The sequence below is a fragment of the Capnocytophaga sp. oral taxon 903 genome (assembly GCF_013394785.1).
Lineage (GTDB): Bacteria > Bacteroidota > Bacteroidia > Flavobacteriales > Flavobacteriaceae > Capnocytophaga > Capnocytophaga ochracea.
In genome coordinates, this window is the sequence record NZ_JABXYW010000002.1 from 1,343,482 (window position 1) to 1,362,108 (window position 18,627).

General features: G+C 33.4%; 15 protein-coding genes and 1 pseudogene. All 16 read left to right on the top strand.

What is annotated here, in order from left to right; translation table 11 throughout:
* Positions 1-19: 19 nt before the first annotated feature.
* The 16 genes and pseudogenes from HW279_RS05640 (at position 20) to HW279_RS05715 (ending at position 18,234) form a co-directional block, all read left to right on the top strand.
* Positions 20-3,343: a hypothetical protein gene (locus tag HW279_RS05640; protein ID WP_255495780.1), complete on the top strand. Its 3,324-nt coding sequence runs from the start codon at positions 20-22 to the stop codon at positions 3,341-3,343.
* A 6-nt stretch (positions 3,344-3,349) separates the two neighbouring features.
* Positions 3,350-5,401 carry a fibronectin type III domain-containing protein gene (locus tag HW279_RS05645; protein WP_178958271.1) on the top strand — a complete coding sequence of 684 codons (2,052 nt, stop codon included), beginning with the start codon at positions 3,350-3,352 and terminating at the stop codon, positions 5,399-5,401.
* A gap of 15 nt (positions 5,402-5,416) precedes the next feature.
* The gene (locus HW279_RS05650) at positions 5,417-8,290 is read left to right on the top strand and encodes a fibronectin type III domain-containing protein (RefSeq protein ID WP_178958272.1); all 2,874 of its coding nucleotides are present in this window, start codon (positions 5,417-5,419) and stop codon (positions 8,288-8,290) included.
* 3 nt (positions 8,291-8,293) lie between these two features.
* Positions 8,294-8,674 (top strand): hypothetical protein, encoded by a 381-nt coding sequence (locus tag HW279_RS05655; protein WP_178958273.1) that lies wholly within the window; start codon positions 8,294-8,296, stop codon positions 8,672-8,674.
* A gap of 144 nt (positions 8,675-8,818) precedes the next feature.
* Entirely contained in the window at positions 8,819-9,310 is a 492-nt protein-coding gene (locus tag HW279_RS05660) for a hypothetical protein (RefSeq protein ID WP_178958274.1), read from the top strand.
* 6 nt (positions 9,311-9,316) lie between these two features.
* Positions 9,317-10,075, top strand: a complete 759-nt coding sequence (locus HW279_RS05665) for a hypothetical protein (protein ID WP_178958275.1) — start codon at positions 9,317-9,319, stop codon at positions 10,073-10,075.
* Between the two features lie 379 nt (positions 10,076-10,454).
* Positions 10,455-11,981: a hypothetical protein gene (locus HW279_RS05670; protein WP_178958276.1), complete on the top strand. Its 1,527-nt coding sequence runs from the start codon at positions 10,455-10,457 to the stop codon at positions 11,979-11,981.
* Between the two features lie 2 nt (positions 11,982-11,983).
* Positions 11,984-12,316 (top strand): hypothetical protein, encoded by a 333-nt coding sequence (locus HW279_RS05675; protein WP_111972895.1) that lies wholly within the window; start codon positions 11,984-11,986, stop codon positions 12,314-12,316.
* A 154-nt stretch (positions 12,317-12,470) separates the two neighbouring features.
* Positions 12,471-12,647: pseudogene (locus HW279_RS05680) on the top strand (deaminase domain-containing protein); the annotation flags it as partial.
* Between the two features lie 6 nt (positions 12,648-12,653).
* Positions 12,654-12,899: a hypothetical protein gene (locus HW279_RS05685; protein ID WP_111972897.1), complete on the top strand. Its 246-nt coding sequence runs from the start codon at positions 12,654-12,656 to the stop codon at positions 12,897-12,899.
* Between the two features lie 88 nt (positions 12,900-12,987).
* Positions 12,988-13,233 (top strand): hypothetical protein, encoded by a 246-nt coding sequence (locus HW279_RS05690; RefSeq protein ID WP_178958278.1) that lies wholly within the window; start codon positions 12,988-12,990, stop codon positions 13,231-13,233.
* Positions 13,234-13,622: 389 nt separating this feature from the next.
* Positions 13,623-14,333 (top strand): hypothetical protein, encoded by a 711-nt coding sequence (locus tag HW279_RS05695; RefSeq protein WP_178958279.1) that lies wholly within the window; start codon positions 13,623-13,625, stop codon positions 14,331-14,333.
* A gap of 117 nt (positions 14,334-14,450) precedes the next feature.
* Positions 14,451-15,479, top strand: coding sequence for a hypothetical protein (locus HW279_RS11100; RefSeq protein WP_255495781.1), 1,029 nt, complete (start codon positions 14,451-14,453; stop codon positions 15,477-15,479).
* A gap of 26 nt (positions 15,480-15,505) precedes the next feature.
* The gene (locus tag HW279_RS05705) at positions 15,506-16,570 is read left to right on the top strand and encodes a hypothetical protein (RefSeq protein WP_178958280.1); all 1,065 of its coding nucleotides are present in this window, start codon (positions 15,506-15,508) and stop codon (positions 16,568-16,570) included.
* Between the two features lie 6 nt (positions 16,571-16,576).
* Entirely contained in the window at positions 16,577-17,035 is a 459-nt protein-coding gene (locus HW279_RS05710; protein WP_178958281.1) for a hypothetical protein, read from the top strand.
* Positions 17,036-17,076: 41 nt separating this feature from the next.
* Positions 17,077-18,234, top strand: coding sequence for a hypothetical protein (locus tag HW279_RS05715; protein WP_178958282.1), 1,158 nt, complete (start codon positions 17,077-17,079; stop codon positions 18,232-18,234).
* Positions 18,235-18,627: the final 393 nt, after the last annotated feature.

Here is an 18,627-nt window from a genome sequence, read left to right on the forward strand (position 1 = left end):
TTTTTCTGAAGATAACTATATGCTTCGCGTTTCGTCGTTGGACTCTATTTCCTTTGATATGTGGAAAGCAAAGGCTGTAATTCTCCCTTCTTCTTATGTTGAATTACAAGTAAAAAATAAAGAATTTCTTCCTAAAGTAGTACTTGATGGCTCGATGGTTTTAGAAGCCCCTAAGAGCGATAAAAACCTTTACAGAATAGAAGGTATTAACTTCCAAAAATTCACCTTACAAACACAAGCACCTTACATATCAGCTGAGTATTTTGGCTGTGAAGGAGAACAGAAAATAGCAGGTTTTCCTGTGAGTATCAAAGATGTAAGTGTAGCTTTCAGAGAAGAACGAGCTCAATTACATTTCGGTATACGGGTGGGCTTACAAAAAGATAAGTTTTCAGCCGAAGGTGATTTTAATATCTACGCTAAAAATACCGATGAACACTGGAGTTACGACAAATTTGAAATCAACCGACTCAAATTGGAGGATGTAGATATAGTAGTAGCTAAAGTAAGTGGAGAGTTAAATCTAATGAAGAACGACCCAGTGTATGGCAATGGGTTTAAGGCAAAACTTTCAACCAAGATTACATCTTTAGATGTAGATGTAAATGCTAATGCTGTATTTGGTAGTAAAGACTTCCGCTATTGGGGGTTTGAAGCTATGGTAGATGGACTAAATATCAACACCCAATACGTAAAAATAACAGGATTTATAGGAGGAGCGTATTACCAAATGCGCCCTTTGGGGAATCCTAAAGATAAAGAGGCATTAGAAGCCTTTTCGTTAGTTCCCGATGAAAAGATAGGGTTAGGACTCAAAGCAGGAGTATTAGGGGCTTTTCAGGACAAAAGAGTGATTTCCTTTATAGCCTTATTAGACATTCAAACCTATAAAGGAGGAGGTCTCTCAAAAATTGGTTTTTATGGCAATGCAACGGTAATGTACGCTTTGCAAGATAAGCTATCCAATCCGTTTGCTACTGTACAAAAAGGCTTTGCTGACAATGTGCAGAAAGTGGTAAAAATGGAAGAGTTGGCTAAAAATGAGAAATACAAATATTTAGACAACTCAGGGAAAGCAGATATCCCTGATGATTTTACCATAGATAAAACCAATGAAAGCAAAAAAGCACCTATCTTTGCACAGCTAAATGTGAGTTACGACTTTGCCCAAAAAGCCTATCACTCTAATATGGAAGTATACGTGAATGTAGCAGGTGGAGTAATACGAGGGACTGGTAATAGTGGATTGGCAGGACGTGCGGTATTGCATATAGACCCACAAGATTGGTATTATCACTTGGGGACTACTCGTGAGATGATGGGATTACAAGTGGGTTTTGGTGATTTCCTAAATATCAAAGCGCAAACTTACTTTATGGTGGGTACTAAAATAGGTGAAGCGCCTCAACCCCCTGCGAAGGTAGCCGAAATACTAAAACTCAATCCTGACGAGATAGGCTATATGAAGAGTCTTAACCAGATAAAAGAAGGTAAAGGGTTTGCTTTTGGAGCGCATTTGAATTTCGATACTAAATTTGATGTAGGGTTCCTCTATGCGAGTTTTGCAGCAGGCTTTGGTTCAGACTTAATGTTAAAGAATTACGGCAATGCCCATTGCAAAGGCAGAAGTGGAGAACTGGGTATCAATGGATGGTATGCTAACGGACAAACGTATGTTTACTTACAAGGGGAATTAGGTATTAAAATAAAACTGTTTTTCATTCGCAAACGTATCCCAATACTGAGTGCTGGAGTAGCGGCTTTACTACAAGGGTCGGGACCTAATCCTTTCTGGGCACGAGGTTATTTAGGAGGCTACTACAACGTACTAGGAGGATTAGTAAAAGGACGCTTCCGTTTAAAAATGGAATTTGGAGAACAATGTGAATTGGCAAGCGATCAAGTGTTAGGAGGTATGAAAATTATCTCAGATGTATCCCCTTCTGACCGTAGTGAAGGGGTAGATGTCTTCCTCTCTCCTCAAGCTACTTTCAACTTAGAATTAGAGAAACCTATTGTAATTCCCGAAGACGACCGCGACCATACGTATATCGTGAACTTAGAAAAATTTGAAGTACTCGATGCGCAAGGGAATACCATAGAAGGGAAACTAACTTATGGCAAGAGTCAGGATGAACTCAACTTCACCCCAAGAGAAGTGCTTCCTTCTCATCAAAAACTAAAAGCAGTAGTAAGTGTAAGCTTTAAAGAACTTAAAGGGGGAAGTTACCATACTGTGATGGTAGATGGTAAAAAAGCCGTAGAAACCGAAGAGCGAACCTTTACTACAGGCGAAGCACCTGAGTATATCCCTAATAAGAATATAAAATACGCTTATCCTGTGTTAGACCAAAAGAATTATTTCATAGGAGAAAGTAATGAGAGCTTTGTGCAGTTAAAGCAAGGACAGTCTTATTTGTTTGAGGATGCGCATTGGAATACCCGCTTGTTTATAGAGCCCGAAGGAGGAGGAAAAACTCTTGAGCTCAACCCGACTTACTTAAAAGCAGAGAACAAAATTTCCTTTACAATGCCTAAACTCTCGAAAGCTACTAAATATGGGCTTTCTATTGTGAGCTATAGTAAGCAAGGTGCAAAAGTAAGTGCCACAGGTAAAACACAGCAGAAGAAAAATAACATTAAAGTTTCAGAAGGTGATTTTGACAAAGGAGAAGATGAAACTTCTTACACCTTTGAAAACAAGAAAGCACAAGCCAATGTGGATAGAGGAGGCTTTGAACGTTTGTCGTACCAATTTAACACTAGTAAATACGAGCGTCTGAGCGACAAGATGAAGAAGTTCAATACGAAACATTTGTGGATAAAATACAACTCGGCAGTTGCTTTGTTACAGAACGATATGAATACTGATGAACCCTTTGAAGAGAGCGAACTCATAGGCACCACTTATTCAGGAATTCCTCTCATAAAAGCTGAAGCCATATTAGACGATAAGTTTGATGCTTTATTTACTAAATATTTATATAACAACCCTCAAGGGCAAACGTGGTTTAGCAGAGATAATGATGTTGTAGGTTATCCTCCAAAAGAGGCTGTTACTGTTTTCCCGTTCTATCCTGAAGAACTGAAATGGAATAGTTATGATGTAAAACGGATATTTCCTTATCGTTATGATGTGTTTATGTATTATCAAAGAGACTGGGATGATCAGCATTATTACTTTGCCAATCATTTAAATGAACTGGCTAAAAATCCTTTGTACAATGAGTTTATGGAGCTCTATTTTCCTGTGCTTCCTACAAAGAACTACAAAGCAGTGTTAAAATACCGATTGCCTGACGGGAAGATTACTTCCGAAACACCTTACAAATATAAGTTTTAACAGAAAATGAAACGAGTTTTATTTATAGTTATATATAGCATTACTTTTCTTGCCTTTTCACAAGAAAATCCTTCTTTGCAAATGAGTAAGGAGGTACGAAAAAACAGCATTGCCTTACGTTGGGCAGTAGATGCTCCTGTAGCGTGGCAGAAAGCCAATAATATAGGTTTTCAGTTGGAACGGACTACATATCTTCGCAATGGTAAAGTGCTCGCTACCCCCGAAACCAAAGTGTTAGGCACCTTCAAAACCCCTCCGTTAGAAAAGTGGCAAGAATGGGTAGAAAAGAACGATAATGCAGCTATTGTAGCACAAGCTATTTATGGAGAAACCTTTGAAACGGAAATTTCTAATAACCAAAACCCCATAGAAGGCATTGCTAATAAAGCGCGCGAAATAGATGACCGTTTTTCTTTTGCTCTAATGGCAGCCGATTTAGACTTCTCGGTAGCTTGCTTTGCAGGGTGGGGATATGTAGACAATGAGGTATTACCCAATGAAAATTACCTTTATAAAGTAAAGCTATTACCTAATGATAAGCTTAGTGTAAAAGAAGGAGGGGTAGTAGCAGGGCTCAAAGATTTTCAAGAATTACCAGCTCCTTTCGGTTTTAGAGGACATTTTGAAGATAGGAAAGTAACCCTCACGTGGGACTATCAAACCCTTAGCCAACTCTATAGTTATTACTTTATTGAAAAGGCTGAAGGCGACGCTCCTTTTGCTCCAATAACTGAACACCCCGTGGTAAATATGAATCAGAATAGTCGTTCCTCAGCGATGATTTATGTAGATTCATTAGCTCAGAATGATAAGGAATACCGCTATCGCCTAAAAGGAAAAACAATCTTTGGAACTTATAGTCCGTATTCTCAAGAGATAAAAGGCAAGGGTATTAAGGCTATTACGCAAATAGCACAACTTACTGAGGTAGTTCCTATAGATGAAAAGCAATACCGATTGCGTTGGAATTTCTCTAAGGAAAACGAGAATGAGATTACACACTTTTCTCTCTTGCACTCGCCTGACGACAAGGCTTATAAAGAGATAAAAACTCCTATTGCTGTAAGTGATAGACAGATACTTATAACCCCTACAATGCCCTCTAATTACTACAAATTGCGCACATATGGTAAAAATGGTACTACTTTCGATTCATTCGCAATGTTAGTACAGCCTGACGACGAAACCCCTCCTGAAAGGGTACAACAACTCACAGGAACTATAGATACTTTAGGGGTCGTAACTTTGCAATGGAAAGCCAATACCGATGCAGACCTAATGGGCTACTATGTTTTTAGAGGTAACCAAAAAGGTGAAGAGATGATGCGTATCACGGGCTCTCATATCACCGATACCTCCCTTAAAGATACCGTAGTTCTCAAAAGTTTAAACGCTAAAGTATATTATTGGGTAACTGCTATCGATTTTCGTAAGAATGAATCTGCTCCCTCTGTATTGTTAGAACTCACCAAACCCGATAAAGTCCCTCCTACCACCCCTATTTTCACTGAGTATACTGATGACAAAAGTGGGTGGAAACTTACTTGGCGTAAGAGCTTTAGTGACGATGTAACCCAATATTTGCTCTACCGAAGAGAAAAAGGAGCTACCGGTTGGAAACTCATTCACTCTGAAAATAATAGTAAAAAAGAAAACTATACTTATACGATTCCTCCTAATGTATCAGGAGTTTATGAGTATACCGTACGTGCAAAAGACCATAGCAATAATTTTTCCGACTACTCGCCTATAATACAAATCAATCACAAACCTAAAACTGATGATAGGGTATTACGAGGACTTCAAAGTCGTGTTAAAAAAGGGAAAGTTACTTTGCAGTGGTTACCTATAAAAGATGGCTTTAATGAAATGATAATTTACAAGGCTATCAATGGAGATAAACCTATGTTGTGGCGCAGTTTTACTACGCCTATTACCTCGGTTGAAGATACCGACATACAACCTGATAACACTTATCTCTACCTTTTTAAAGTCATTTTAAAAGACAATTCACCTACCCCTACTGAAAAAATAGAAGTCAAAACAATTAATAATTAACAATCCATAATTACTATGTTCTTACGTCGTTACATACTCTTTTTCTTCACCTTGCTGAGTTTCACTCTGCAAGCTCAGCAGTACCCTGTGGACGTGCAAGTGTTTGTCACTCCGCCCTATCCACAGAGTCTGAGAGGGTATGCTGATACCTTTGAACAGAAGATACAAGCACACTTTCTGCTTAAAGACCTCTCTACCGGCGGACGCCCCTTTGTGCTCCGGTTCTCGTTAGAGGACTTCCAAGGACAAGTCATTGCACAAACTCCTGACTATATTACTCCCTATTTGGTAAACCTCTCCCCAGGCGTACGACGCACACTTACCAATATAGATTTCAAAACCCTACTGCGCTACGAAAACCTCTACGGTATTAATGAGGCGACTTATAACGGACTGCTTCCTGAGGGTACTTATTTTATTGGCTTATCGCTTTACGATGTAGCTACTGGACGCCCTGTGTCCAATAAAGGACGGGCGATGATACAAGTGCGCCGCTACTCACCCCCTGTGCTTACGATGCCTCAAAAAGGCGAAGTGCTTACCAAAAAGAACGCTTTTCAGCATATTGTTTTCCAATGGATGCCCCGCGATATAGCCCCCTTTATGCAGTATGAGTTCACCCTCAAAGAAGTATGGGACTTGGCATTGGTGCCAGAAGAGGCGTTTATGACGGGACGATTGGTGTACCAAACTAAAACCTTTTCACCAGCCTTGGCATACACTAATATGATGCCTATACTGTTGGAAAACAAGCGCTACGTATGGCAGGTACGCGCTTTTACAAATAACCCCAATAACCCTAACGAACAATCGTACTTTAAAAACAACGGCAATTCTGAAACTTTTTACTTTGATTTAGTCTCTCATTGTGAAGCGCCGAAGTTCCTCACAGCGATAACTGAAAGCACCTCGGCACAACTGCGCTGGAGTGCTCAGGCGATGATGCCCAACCAAGAGTACCCTTACAAGGTGATGTACCGCGAGAAAGGCAAGACGTGGAAATCGCAAAAGGTGAGTATGCCCTATGCCAAAGTTACAGGACTCAAACGCGGACGTACTTACATTTATAAAGTGGGAGTAGCTTGTGGCTTAGAAACAGCCCATAGTAGCTCGGTATTTGGTGAAGAGAGCTATGTGTATAGCACTGAACAGGAGTTTACTACCACCGAGCAGATAGACGAAAAGAGTCAAGTACAATGTGGGGTAAAACCCGAAATACGCATCAAGAACACCGAGCCTTTACAGGATAACCTCTATCCTAACACCACCTTTACGGCAGGTGATTTCCCGGTAACGGTACTCAACGCTACAGGTAGCAATGGCGTATACTCAGGTGAAGGCTATGTGAAAGTACCTTATCTGCAAGACACTAAGATAAAGGTAGTGTTCAACGGCATCAAGCTCAACACCGAACGTCAACTCATAGACGGAAAACTCGTAACCACTTATGATGAGACGGAGAGGAATGTGGTGGAAGTGCCTATTATTAAAACACTTAATGACGCTATAAATTCATTAAAGAATGTAGGCAAGCAACAAGAGGAGATAGTTCAGAATCAAGAAAAGTTAGAAAAACAGCTTTCTGAAAATAAAATAGACAAAGAAGAATATGACAAGAAAACTAAAGAGAATATCTCTCAATGGGAGAAAACATTATCGGTTTATAATGATGTAGAAAGTTTTACAGAGAAACATCCTTTAATAACAAAAGAAGAAGTTAATGAACTGAAGGAACTTCAGCAACAAAAGAGTTTTGCAGGAAATAGTGTTAGCAAAAAAGACTTAGAGAATACAAAAAAGATTAATGCGAGACAAACAGAGATTCTAAGTAAAATTGCACAACGTGAACAGAATGCGATTGCTGACATAAAACAATATTTAGAAGATTTTGTACACGAAAGCACTAATACTTCTACTACTCATTGTAAAGAATGGAAGAAAGCAAAAGGAGGCATTGGTAAAATTGGGCAATACAATCTTGATTATATAGAATATCAAGAGTGTACTAATGGTACGATGTATAAAGCAAAAGGAGGAGTCTTTTATTTCTTCCATACTCAATATAATGTGTATGCCAATGCTTTATCACAAGATCACGACAAAGAATACTTTTATGTATATGAGCCTAATTCTCAAAAATGGGAGCGCTTTTTTCCTGACTTTAGGGAGTTTAAAAGAGCCCCGATGCCTGATGAATTACGCAATTTCCTATTTACAGTAGTAGATTATATTATTCCTATAGAAAGTGGCTATATTTTAATTACAGGGAAGAATTTTGAAGGAGAAGAAAGAAGTCGTCTTGTAGCGGGTACTTCATTTGTAATTGAAGCAGGGCTAACGTTTACAGTAGTAGGTAAGGGCTTTTATAAGGCAGGGAAAGGAGTTTTAAAAGCGGGGAAAAACGCTACTTCTGCTATAGTGAAAAGCAAAAAGGTTTTAAAGGGATCGGCAAAAGAATTAGAAGTAGCTACTGAAGTTGTTGTTAAGAACGCTGGAGAAATTGAAAATCTTATAAATAAAGCACTTATACAAGAGCTAAAAGAAAAAGGAGTAAAATTCACAGAAGAAAATTTAAAATTTATTACAAAAAACGTAGATGGTATAATTATATTTTTAGAGAAAGGTAGTACAAAATCAGGATTAGAACATATTATAAAAGGGAAATGGAATGGAAAAATAGACTTTCAAGATTTATTTAATGGGAAAATAGAGGAGATGGTAGAAAATATGTATAAAGCCATAAAGAATGAAAAATATATCAAGAAAATCATAGATAGTAGTGACAGAATTTCTTATATATATAAAATTCAAACTACAAAAGGATTAAGAGAATTTAAGATAGCTGTAGGATCAAATGGATATATAGTTACATTTTTTCCTAATTGGTAAATTATGACTATGATAGAAATATTTATAAAATCTGTTTCAGTCTTCGCAGAATATGAAGATAAAGTATATTCATATAAAGTTGTAGGAATTTTAAATAATGGATTAGAAATAACTTTTATAGATGAGATTCCTATAGATTTGACAAAATATATCTATAAGAAAATAAACATAACTTTATATTCTTATTTTATAAGTAAAAAAGGACCTTATGGACAATGTTTTATTGGAACCATAAAACGAAAGGGAGATATTTGTTGTTTTGAAAATAGCTTTATAAAAATAAACTTACCAACTGATATTATAGAGGAGAAAAATATTCAGTTAAATAAAATAGACCAATATTTTTTTGACGAACTACTCTTGAAAGAAATAAAACCAATGTAAAAGAAGAAAAGTTACTATAAAATTGTTTAATTTGGTATTTTCAAATCTAACTCAAGGGTTGAAAAAAAAGCTATTGAAATTATTAATAAAGGAAAGAAACTCTTTAAAATAGCTCCGAGAATTGATGAAGCTCTTTTAAATGAATTGAATTCATTAAGAAATTCTGATGTAGAAATAGCTAAATTTGTAGAGCAAAATATAGATGTATTGAGCAAAAACAGCAAGACAGTATGGGAAATGAATAGTCAAGTAGTGCGTGGAAGAGTTTGGGAGCAAATAAGAATACAAACAGATTTAAAGGGTTGGGAATTCATAGGAGGTCAAAATCAAAAACTTTTAGACTTCTTCTATGATAAAACAGGAATCATAATGCAACAAAAAACGATAGGTTCTATAACAGAAGCTACTCTAAAAAGTTATAAGAGTTCTTACACAAAAATAATAAAAGAATTAGATAATGTTGTAAGAGCGAAAAGCTACGTATTGCAAGGAGGTAAAAGAGTTTTACAAGTAAAGAGAGCTAGATTAGATATTGTTGTGCAAGAAGGTGTTGATATTTCAAAATTAGAAAGTTATTTAAATAGCAAAATTACTCAAGATCGATTAAATGTCATAGTAAATATAATTATTAAATAATTTCAAATGAATTACAAAGGTTTTTATTATGATGGTTTTTACCAAGAATTTAGTTTTAATAATAAAAGTGTTAATATTATACTTTTGGAATTGTTAAAACATAATATTACTTATCCTATAAATTGGGAGTTCGAAGAGCTTAAGATTTATGAAAATAATCATTTATCAAATGAATGGTATGATTATACCACAAGAATAGATTTTAATAATGAATCTTTTATTCTAAGAGATGATAATTACCAATCTTTTTCTATGAGTAGATATTTACGAAAATTTGACCTACTTAATTTTGAATTTTCAAAATTAGAAGCTTTCCCAAATTCAAGTATAATCATTAATAGTTCTCTAAAATCATCTTTTTTAAATCTTTCTAAATATAATTTTATGCAATCTACAGATAATCCACAGACTTATAATTTATATAAAATTAAATATGATAAATCAAAACTTTATTTTAATGAAAGTATTCAAATGGAATTATTAGATATTTCGGGAAATATAGGGAGGAAGAGAGACTTAGGAGTCTTTGATTTTTATCCTGCTTATAAGATTTGGTTTGGTGAAGAAGCACAAGAGCTTTTCGGTAAAGAAAAGATATTGCAATTTAAAGAAGCTATTTATATAAAAGTGCTTCCTTGTGGAGTTATTGAAATGCAATTAATGGATGATATAAACAAATGTCATCTTCCTTATAATCAAGAAAAACAAAAAGCAATAGTTGAATATTTAGAAATAGATAAATTGGAAATTCCTAAATATGAGTAATAAACTCATTACATTTATATTACGTTCTTTGACATATTGAAATAGACTTTTCGTGATTTAGCCACGAATACTCACCGCGATAACCGAGAGCACCTACATCAACAAAGTGGGGGTGGCTTGTGGCTTAGAAACAGCCCATAGTAGCTCGGTATTTGGGGAAGAAAGCTATGTGTATAGCACCGAACAGGAGTTCACTACCACTGAGCAGATAGACGAAAAGAGCCAAGTACAATGTGGGGTAAAACCCGAAATACGCATCAAGAACACTAACCCACTACAGGACAACCTGTATCCTAACACCACCTTTACGGCAGGCGATTTCCCAGTAACGGTGCTCAATGCTACGGGTAGCAATGGCGTATACTCAGGCGAAGGCTATGTGAAAGTACCTTATTTGCAAGACACTAAAATAAAGGTAGTGTTCAACGGCATTAAGCTCAATACCGAACGGCAACTCATAGAAGGGAAGTTAGTAACGACGTATGATGAGACGGAGAGAAATGTGGTGGAAGTGCCTATTATTAAAACACTTAGTGACGCTATAAATTCATTAAAGAATGTAGGCAAGCAACAAGAGGAGATAGTTCAGAATCAAGAAAAGTTAGAAAAACAGCTTTCTGAAAATAAAATAGACAAAGAAGAATATGACAAGAAAACTAAAGAGAATATCTCTCAATGGGAGAAAACATTATCGGTTTATAATGATGTAGAAAGTTTTACAGAGAAACACCCTTTAATAACAAAAGAAGAAGTTAATGAACTGAAGGAACTTCAACAGCAAAAAAGTTTTGCAGGAAATAGTGTTGGTAAAAAAGACTTAGAGAATACAAAAAAGATTAATGAGAGACAAACTGAGATTCTAAGTAAAATTGCACAACGTGAACAGAGTGCAATTGCTGACATAAAACAATATTTAGAAGATTTTGTACACGAAAGCACTAATACTTCTACTACTCATTGTAAAGAATGGAAAAAAGCAAAAGGAGGCATTGGTAAAATTGGGCAATACAATCTTGATTATATAGAATATCAAGAGTGTACTAACGGTACGATGTATAAAGCAAAAGGAGGAGTCTTTTATTTCTTCCATACTCAATATAATGTGTATGCCAATGCTTTATCACAAGATCACGACAAAGAATACTTTTATGTATATGAGCCTAATTCTCAAAAATGGGAACGCTTTTTTCCTGATTTTAGGGAGTTTAAAAGAGCCCCGATGCCTGATGAATTACGCAATTTTCTATTTACAGTAGTAGATTATATTATTCCTATAGAAAGTGGCTATATTTTAATTACAGGGAAGAATTTTGAAGGAGAAGAGAGGAGTCGTCTTGTAGCGGGTACATCACTTGTAATTGAAGCAGGGCTAACGTTTACAGTAGTAGGTAAGGGCTTTTATAAGGCAGGGAAAGGAGTTTTAAAAGCGGGTAAAAACGCTACTACTGCTATAGTGAAAAGCAAAAAGGTTTTAAAGGGATCGGCAAAAGAATTAGAAGTAGCTACTGAAGTTGTTGTTAAGAATGCTGATAAAGTTGAATTGTTAAACAAAAAACTCATTCAAGAGCTCAGAGAAAAAGGAGTAAAATTCACAGAAGAAAATTTAATGTGGTTGTTTAAAAATAAGGATGGAAAAATTATATTTCTTGAAAAAGGTAAAAATAGTGGAGGATTTCAACATATTTTAAAACATAAGGAGGAATTTTTAGATAAAGGTATTTTTGAAGAAGATTTAGCAGAATTTATTATGGAAAGTTTAAAAAATGGTAAAATTGTAGGGAAAGAAGGTTCTCGCTTTGTCTATGAATATATCTATAAAGGAATAAAACAAACAACTGCAATAACTGTTAGCTCAAATGGGTTTGTTGTAGGAGCAAATCCTGTATCTAAATTTAAAAAATTGTAATAATGGAAAAAATAAAATTCTTTTTTGAGTATGAAATAAATACTCCTTTTTATTCAAAAGATAATTTTTGCTTTATCAAGATTAATAATTTGTTACAGAATAAATATTTGATCAAAGAAATCGAAGAATTAGAGTGTATGTATCAGCAAACTTATAATGACAATTATCCTCCAGAACCCTTACACAATGATAAAATTAGAGAATACATTTTTATAAATAGAGTTTTAGTTTCTGCAGAATTACTACAGAAAGAATTAGAAGGTAAATATAATTTTGAATTTGATTGGGAAGAGTGGATAGATAAATTAAAAAGAATAAAAGAAGAGATTTTCTAAATATTTATCCATATTCTTAGAAAAAGACAATACAAACTCTGGTTTATAATGATGTAGAAGGAAGATAGAAAAAAGACTTAGAGAATACAAAAAAGATTAATGCAAAACAAACAGAGATGGAGTTGGTGCTTGGATATGAACTACAGATAGTGAATATAAAATGCTCAATAAGCTTTCAGAAGATTTAGGAAGTAAATATAATCCTGATATAAAAGGAAAAATAAAAATAATATCAGAATTAGAGTATTGTAAATCTTGTACAGGTATAATACAACAATTCAATGAAATGTTTCCAAATATAAAGTTAATATTAGTAGATGGTGTAAAATAAAATATTATGGAAGAAAATAAAGAATTAATTTTTGAGGTAATGGTAATGGATTATGTAGTCTTAAATAAGGCTATAGAACAACATAACAATTATAATAATACAGATTTTGAAATAGTAGAAATAATAGATGATGAAGCTATTTTTTGTAAGATAAGAGTCTCAAAATATTATCCAGAGGATCTATTTAATCTTGGTCATAGGCTTTCTGTTATTGAACACTTAATGAGAGAAAAGGGAGAAATGGATTGGTAAAATAGATTATCAAGGAGGGATACAACAATTCAATGAAATGTTTCCAAATATAAAATTAATATTAGTAGACGGTGTAAAATAAAATATTATGGAAGAAAATAAAGAATTAAATTTTAGGATAATGGTTACATCACCAGATATATTGGAAAAAGAAATTAAAAATTATAATCTGTTTTTTGAAACAGATTTTAAAATTATCAATATAATTGATGATGATGTACCTTTTTGTGATATTAAGGTAACTAAATGGAAAATTCAAAATATATTTGGATTAGGATATAGCTTAGCTGTTTTAGAAGATAAACTCAGACAAGATGGAAAAATAGACTGGTAATTCTTGACTATGAAATATTGATAGCGAATATAAAATGCTTAATAGATTGGCTAATGAATTGGGCGTAGAAAAAGGAAGAGTATATGGAAAAAAATAAACTATACAGGAGAGATTAAGATAAAACCTAAAGAAGAATTTAATATATGCTGTGTCGAACTAAAAGCAGGTAATTTAACCTATAACGCAAAAGAGACAAACCAAATATGGTTCCTAAATGACAAAAATATTTATACAGCAAAATTAATTTTCAGTTCAAAAGATGATATTGATTTAGTTTGGAAATACTATTATATCAAAAACAAGAATGAGACTAAAGAGAATGTGATAAAAGAATATGATAAGATCCATAAAACTAATTTTTATAATCTAATCCTTAGGAAGGTGAAAAAATGAAGAAAAGAATAATTACATATAGCTCTATTATATTAATAATAGCTTTTTTCATAGTTAAATATATTGAATTCTTAGATGTACAATTTAATGTTATTTATATAGAAAATAGTTTATTATACAAAAATTATAATGATCTTTATGCAAGTCAAGGAGGCAATCCCTCATATGAAACTTTTTTAAAAGTAATGCAGAAAAAAGATAATAGGATTTACCATCTTTTAAAAGAAGGTAAACTTCGTTTGCAAAAAGATGATAAAGAAAATGTAACATTTATTTGGTTTAGAACTAATGAGGGGGAAACTGTAAGAAATAGTGACTTAACCTTTTTTAAATACTTGTTTTTTAAAAAGAATATATTTATAAACTTTAATTTTAAAGAGTATTTTGATTACAAAGAAAATATAATTTATAAACTCAACGGGAACTCTTTTATAGCAACTGACCCCCTAAACACAAATAAAATTCAGTTACAATACGCTAATAAAATCAACTGCAAACCGTGTAAAATTTTTGTCGATGACTATTTTACACAACACACTTATTTACTAATCCAAGCTAACAATATAAAGTTTATTAATTCAACTTTTAGTAATTATAGTAAAGATATTATCTACCAAACATTTAAGGATATGTATAAGAATAATAAAGATACCTTTCTAATAAATCTTTGTTATTACAATATAGAGGATTTAGAATGTTTAGATTAATTTTTTTTCACGTTCTTTGACATATTGAAATAGATACCTCGCAATATAAAAAAAAACAAGTTTCTCACAGCGATAACTGAAAGCACCTCGGCACAACTGCGCCGGAGCGATCAGGCGATGATGCCTAATCAGGAATACCCGTACAAGGTGATGTACCGCGAGAAGGGCAAGACGTGGAAATCGCAAAAGGTGAGTATGCCCTATGCCAAAGTTACAGGACTCAAACGGGGACGCACCTACATTTACAAAGTGGGGGTAGCTTGTGGTCTAAACGCAGCCAATAGCACCTCAGTTTTTGGTGAAGAGAGCTATATGTATAGCACCGAACAAGAGTTTACCACCACCGAGCAGATAGACGAAAAGAGTCAAGTGCAATGTGGGGTAAAACCCGAAATACGCATCAAGAACACTAACCCACTACAGGATAACCTGTATCCTAACACGACCTTTACGGCAGGCGATTTCCCAGTAACGGTGCTTAACGCTACGGGCAGCAATGGCATATACTCAGGTGAAGGCTATGTAAAAGTACCTTATCTGCAAGACACTAAGATAAAGGTAGTATTTAACGGCATCAAGCTCAATACCGAACGGCAACTCATAGAGGGGAAGTTAGTAACGACTTATGATGAGACGGAGAGAAATGTGGTGGAAGTTTCAAAGGAAATAAAGGGACTGAAAGAATTTGCTGAAGAATTGAAGAGAGAAATAGCTAATAAAAAAGAAGAAACTATAGCTCTTTTTGGAGAACAAGATGAGAATTTTGATAAAAGTTTAGAAGAGTGGGCTAAGGAGAAGGAAAGAGAATATACAGAAACGGCTAAAAAGGAATCAGAAATAAATACATCTGTAGCAGTTGAAGATAACGAAGTAAAACAAACAGAATCACCTAACAATTTGCAAAAAAGTAAAGAAACAACTCCTGAAAATAACAAGAAAGGAGATGTTACTTATTATATTAAACATAAAAATAAAAAATACTACACAGGGGATAAAATAAAACTTCCTTATAAGCGGAATATGCTTGAAACCTTTGAAATGGGAGATGTAGCAGATACAACTAAAGTGAATTTTAATATTTATTATCCCAATGGAGGAGGTTTAAAAACTATGCAGGATTTGAAAAGAAAAAAACATTTTTCATAGAGAAACATTCTGAAGAACTTTTAAAATTGGATATTTATGCATTTGCTAAAGTTCCAGACTCTATAGGAGTACGAATAGAGATAGATAAGGAAGTAAAGAAATTTGATCTTACGGAGTTAAAAGCTATTGATTTAAGAAATGGAAATAGAGTAGCAAAAAGTGGGGAGACTTTATATTATGTAAATTTTCCTTCTATAGAAAAGGAAAGGCGGGATACCCAATTTATAGCTGAAATAAAACCTAATATTCCTAAGGAAGAAATTCCTGTGAGTTTTATTAATTGGACTGTAAATAGCAAAGAGTTTGAAACAAATCAAGGGGAATTAGATCTCAAGACCTCTATTAATGAAAAACAAGATAAAAAAATAACAGTAAAAACAGGTAATCCTACTCAAACGAGTAAAAGTGTACAAATTAAATGGGTTGATGGCTATGATATTTCTGTAAAAGTAGTTTCTCCTGCTGTACAAAATGCTTTACGAAAACTTAGTGAATATGTAAATAGCATTGGTAGTGTTTTGAATAAATTAGATAATACAGGAAAGTTAGAGTTTAATATTTCTTTTCAAGGAGAAGAGTTTTTAGAAGAAGACGAAGCAACAAGGTTTTACAATATAGTAAGGAAAGGTGGGTTCTCAGGCGGAATTAATTTAGTTTTTAAAGGTTTTACATACGGAGCAGATTTAAAATTAGCAAAAGCAAAGATATATCTTAAGCCTATTATAGGACTTATAGCAAGTGGGCAAATGCAATATGAAAAACGTAATGATAAAAAAGATTTTATAGAAAAAGATTTTACAATGAATTTTGGACTTCAAGCAGACTTACAAGTAGGAGGAGAATTAGGCCTTGATTTAGGAGTTGTAAACATAAATGCAAACCCTTATGCAGGAATATCTTCTTGGGGAAATATAAGATATTCTAATATAAACAAATCGATAGAAGGTAAAATAGGGATAGGAAAACCTTATGTAGGAATAAAAGGAGGAATGACTTTAGGAGGGTATAATATTATTCCTAGTGGTGATTTTAAATATATTTGGAAAGATATTAAGTATGAAACACCTCCTTTAAAAATAGATATAAAATAGAATGCTATGTGGTTTTTTAAGCTTTGGTTATTTTTATTAGCTTCTTTGATTCTTATAATGAATCTTTTTGACATTAAGCGGATATATGATGCTTTATCAGGGAATTACTCTCCGAAAGTAATGATTATCTCAAAGATAGATTATTATACTGGCAGTGGAGGAGAAGATAATGGGTCACCGAGTGTTTTTGTGAGAGGGTATATTGATAGTCAAGAAGTATATTTTATTAGAAACTTAGATGAAAATGTATATGATATTGCAGGAAAATTCAATATTCCAAATGTTGAGATAGGAAATTCAATAAAGGTACTAAAATTTAAGCATTCTGATCAAGTTATGGTTGTATACGATAATGAATTTGCACGATGGAAGAGAATGCGAATAATCTTCTCTTCTATTGGAATAGTTGGTATGATTGTTTTCTGGCATTTGATGAAGACCCATAAATTCAAAAACAATCAATAATAGATAACACGAAGTATTAATCTTATTAAATAAAGGGAAAAATGAAATTACAAATAACTTTTATTTTATTATTAAATAGTATCTTAGCTTTTGGGCAAATTGAATTTGAAGCTAAGGAATTAGCCGTTATAAATGAAGTGGAAGGGAAACTGACTATAGAAAGTTATGAGAATATATTTTTTTATAAAGGTAAAAAATGTAAATTTTCAATCAACACAGTGGAAAAGCAGTTTTGTGATTTTTTCAATTTGAGTACTCAGCAACAGTTGGAAGATTTTTTCAAACCTTATGAGATTCCTACAAGTTATAAGAAAGAGGATTACTTAAAGAATATGAGACTATATGATGATAATAAGAATAATTATTATCAGTTAGACTCTAAATACATTTTTAATAATGGTATTACTGAAGATATTTTCGTTAAGTATATCAATTATAATAGCACATTTCCTAAGCCTATCTATTCAGTATTTTACATTCAATCTTTCTCTCAGGGTTTAATAGTTAAAGATATGGGAGAAAATCTTGATATAGCACTGTTTTTGGTCGGAACAAACACTACTAAAGTGTCTGACTATTTAAAAAATGAAAAGAATATTAATATAACAAAACTATGTGATGATTTTTTTAATTGTATAAAAAATGATGATTCATCAAATATTAATGTTTTTAACTTATTAGATAAGCAATTCTCTCCCTTTTATAAAAAGGAAATAGCGAAAACAGGGGAAATGAGCAAAAACACAAGAGGAACACCTATTAAGAATTCTTTGAAATATAAAAAAGAATTTCACGATGTTATAAGTGGAGTAGTTCTAAAAAAACAAGTTTTATCAAAAGAAAAAATCTCAGAAAAATATAGAATACCAATAGAACTTTTAAAAAGAGATAGTTTAGCAGTAAAAGAAATTATAGATATAAATAGCTCTAATGACACCTTTTCTATATTGAAATTTTATGATAATGATCCCATCATAAAAAAGGGAAATCAGATTTTAGATAGAGAGATCGCAAAAGGGAATAATACTTTATTTGTCTTAACAACAATAGATTTTGATGTGTTTGTAGATATTTGTTTTTCCGAGACGCCAAAATATCCTAAATTTCAGAAATTTAAAAAGGTAATAGAAAAAGATGGCAACATAATGATTAGAAATTTGCGTGATATTATAGAAGAAAATAAGAATGCTTTTATGTAAAGGCATAAAAAACATTGATAACACCTTAAACATTTTCAAATTAGCTGATGTTATAGAGAAGAATAGCAGTTGCTTATCAAAATATTTTTCTAAGTAAGAATGTCCCTCCGCCTTATCATATTAATTCTCTGTTCATTACTTGGAATCGCGGAAGAAGAGCACAGGAATATTTTGATGGTAATTATACATATAAAAGAGTAGAGGCTGGTGCGAGTTCTGGCTCAATAACAGCAGGGGTAGGTATTTCTGTCGGAACTTCAGGAACCATAGCAGAAGGCAGTGATTGGAATGTATTCTCTATAGAGAATAATGTAGGTATTGGTGCGGGAGTTTCTACTGTAATAACAGGAAGTGTTACTTATGGACAAGGAGAAGTACACTTTATAAACAAAG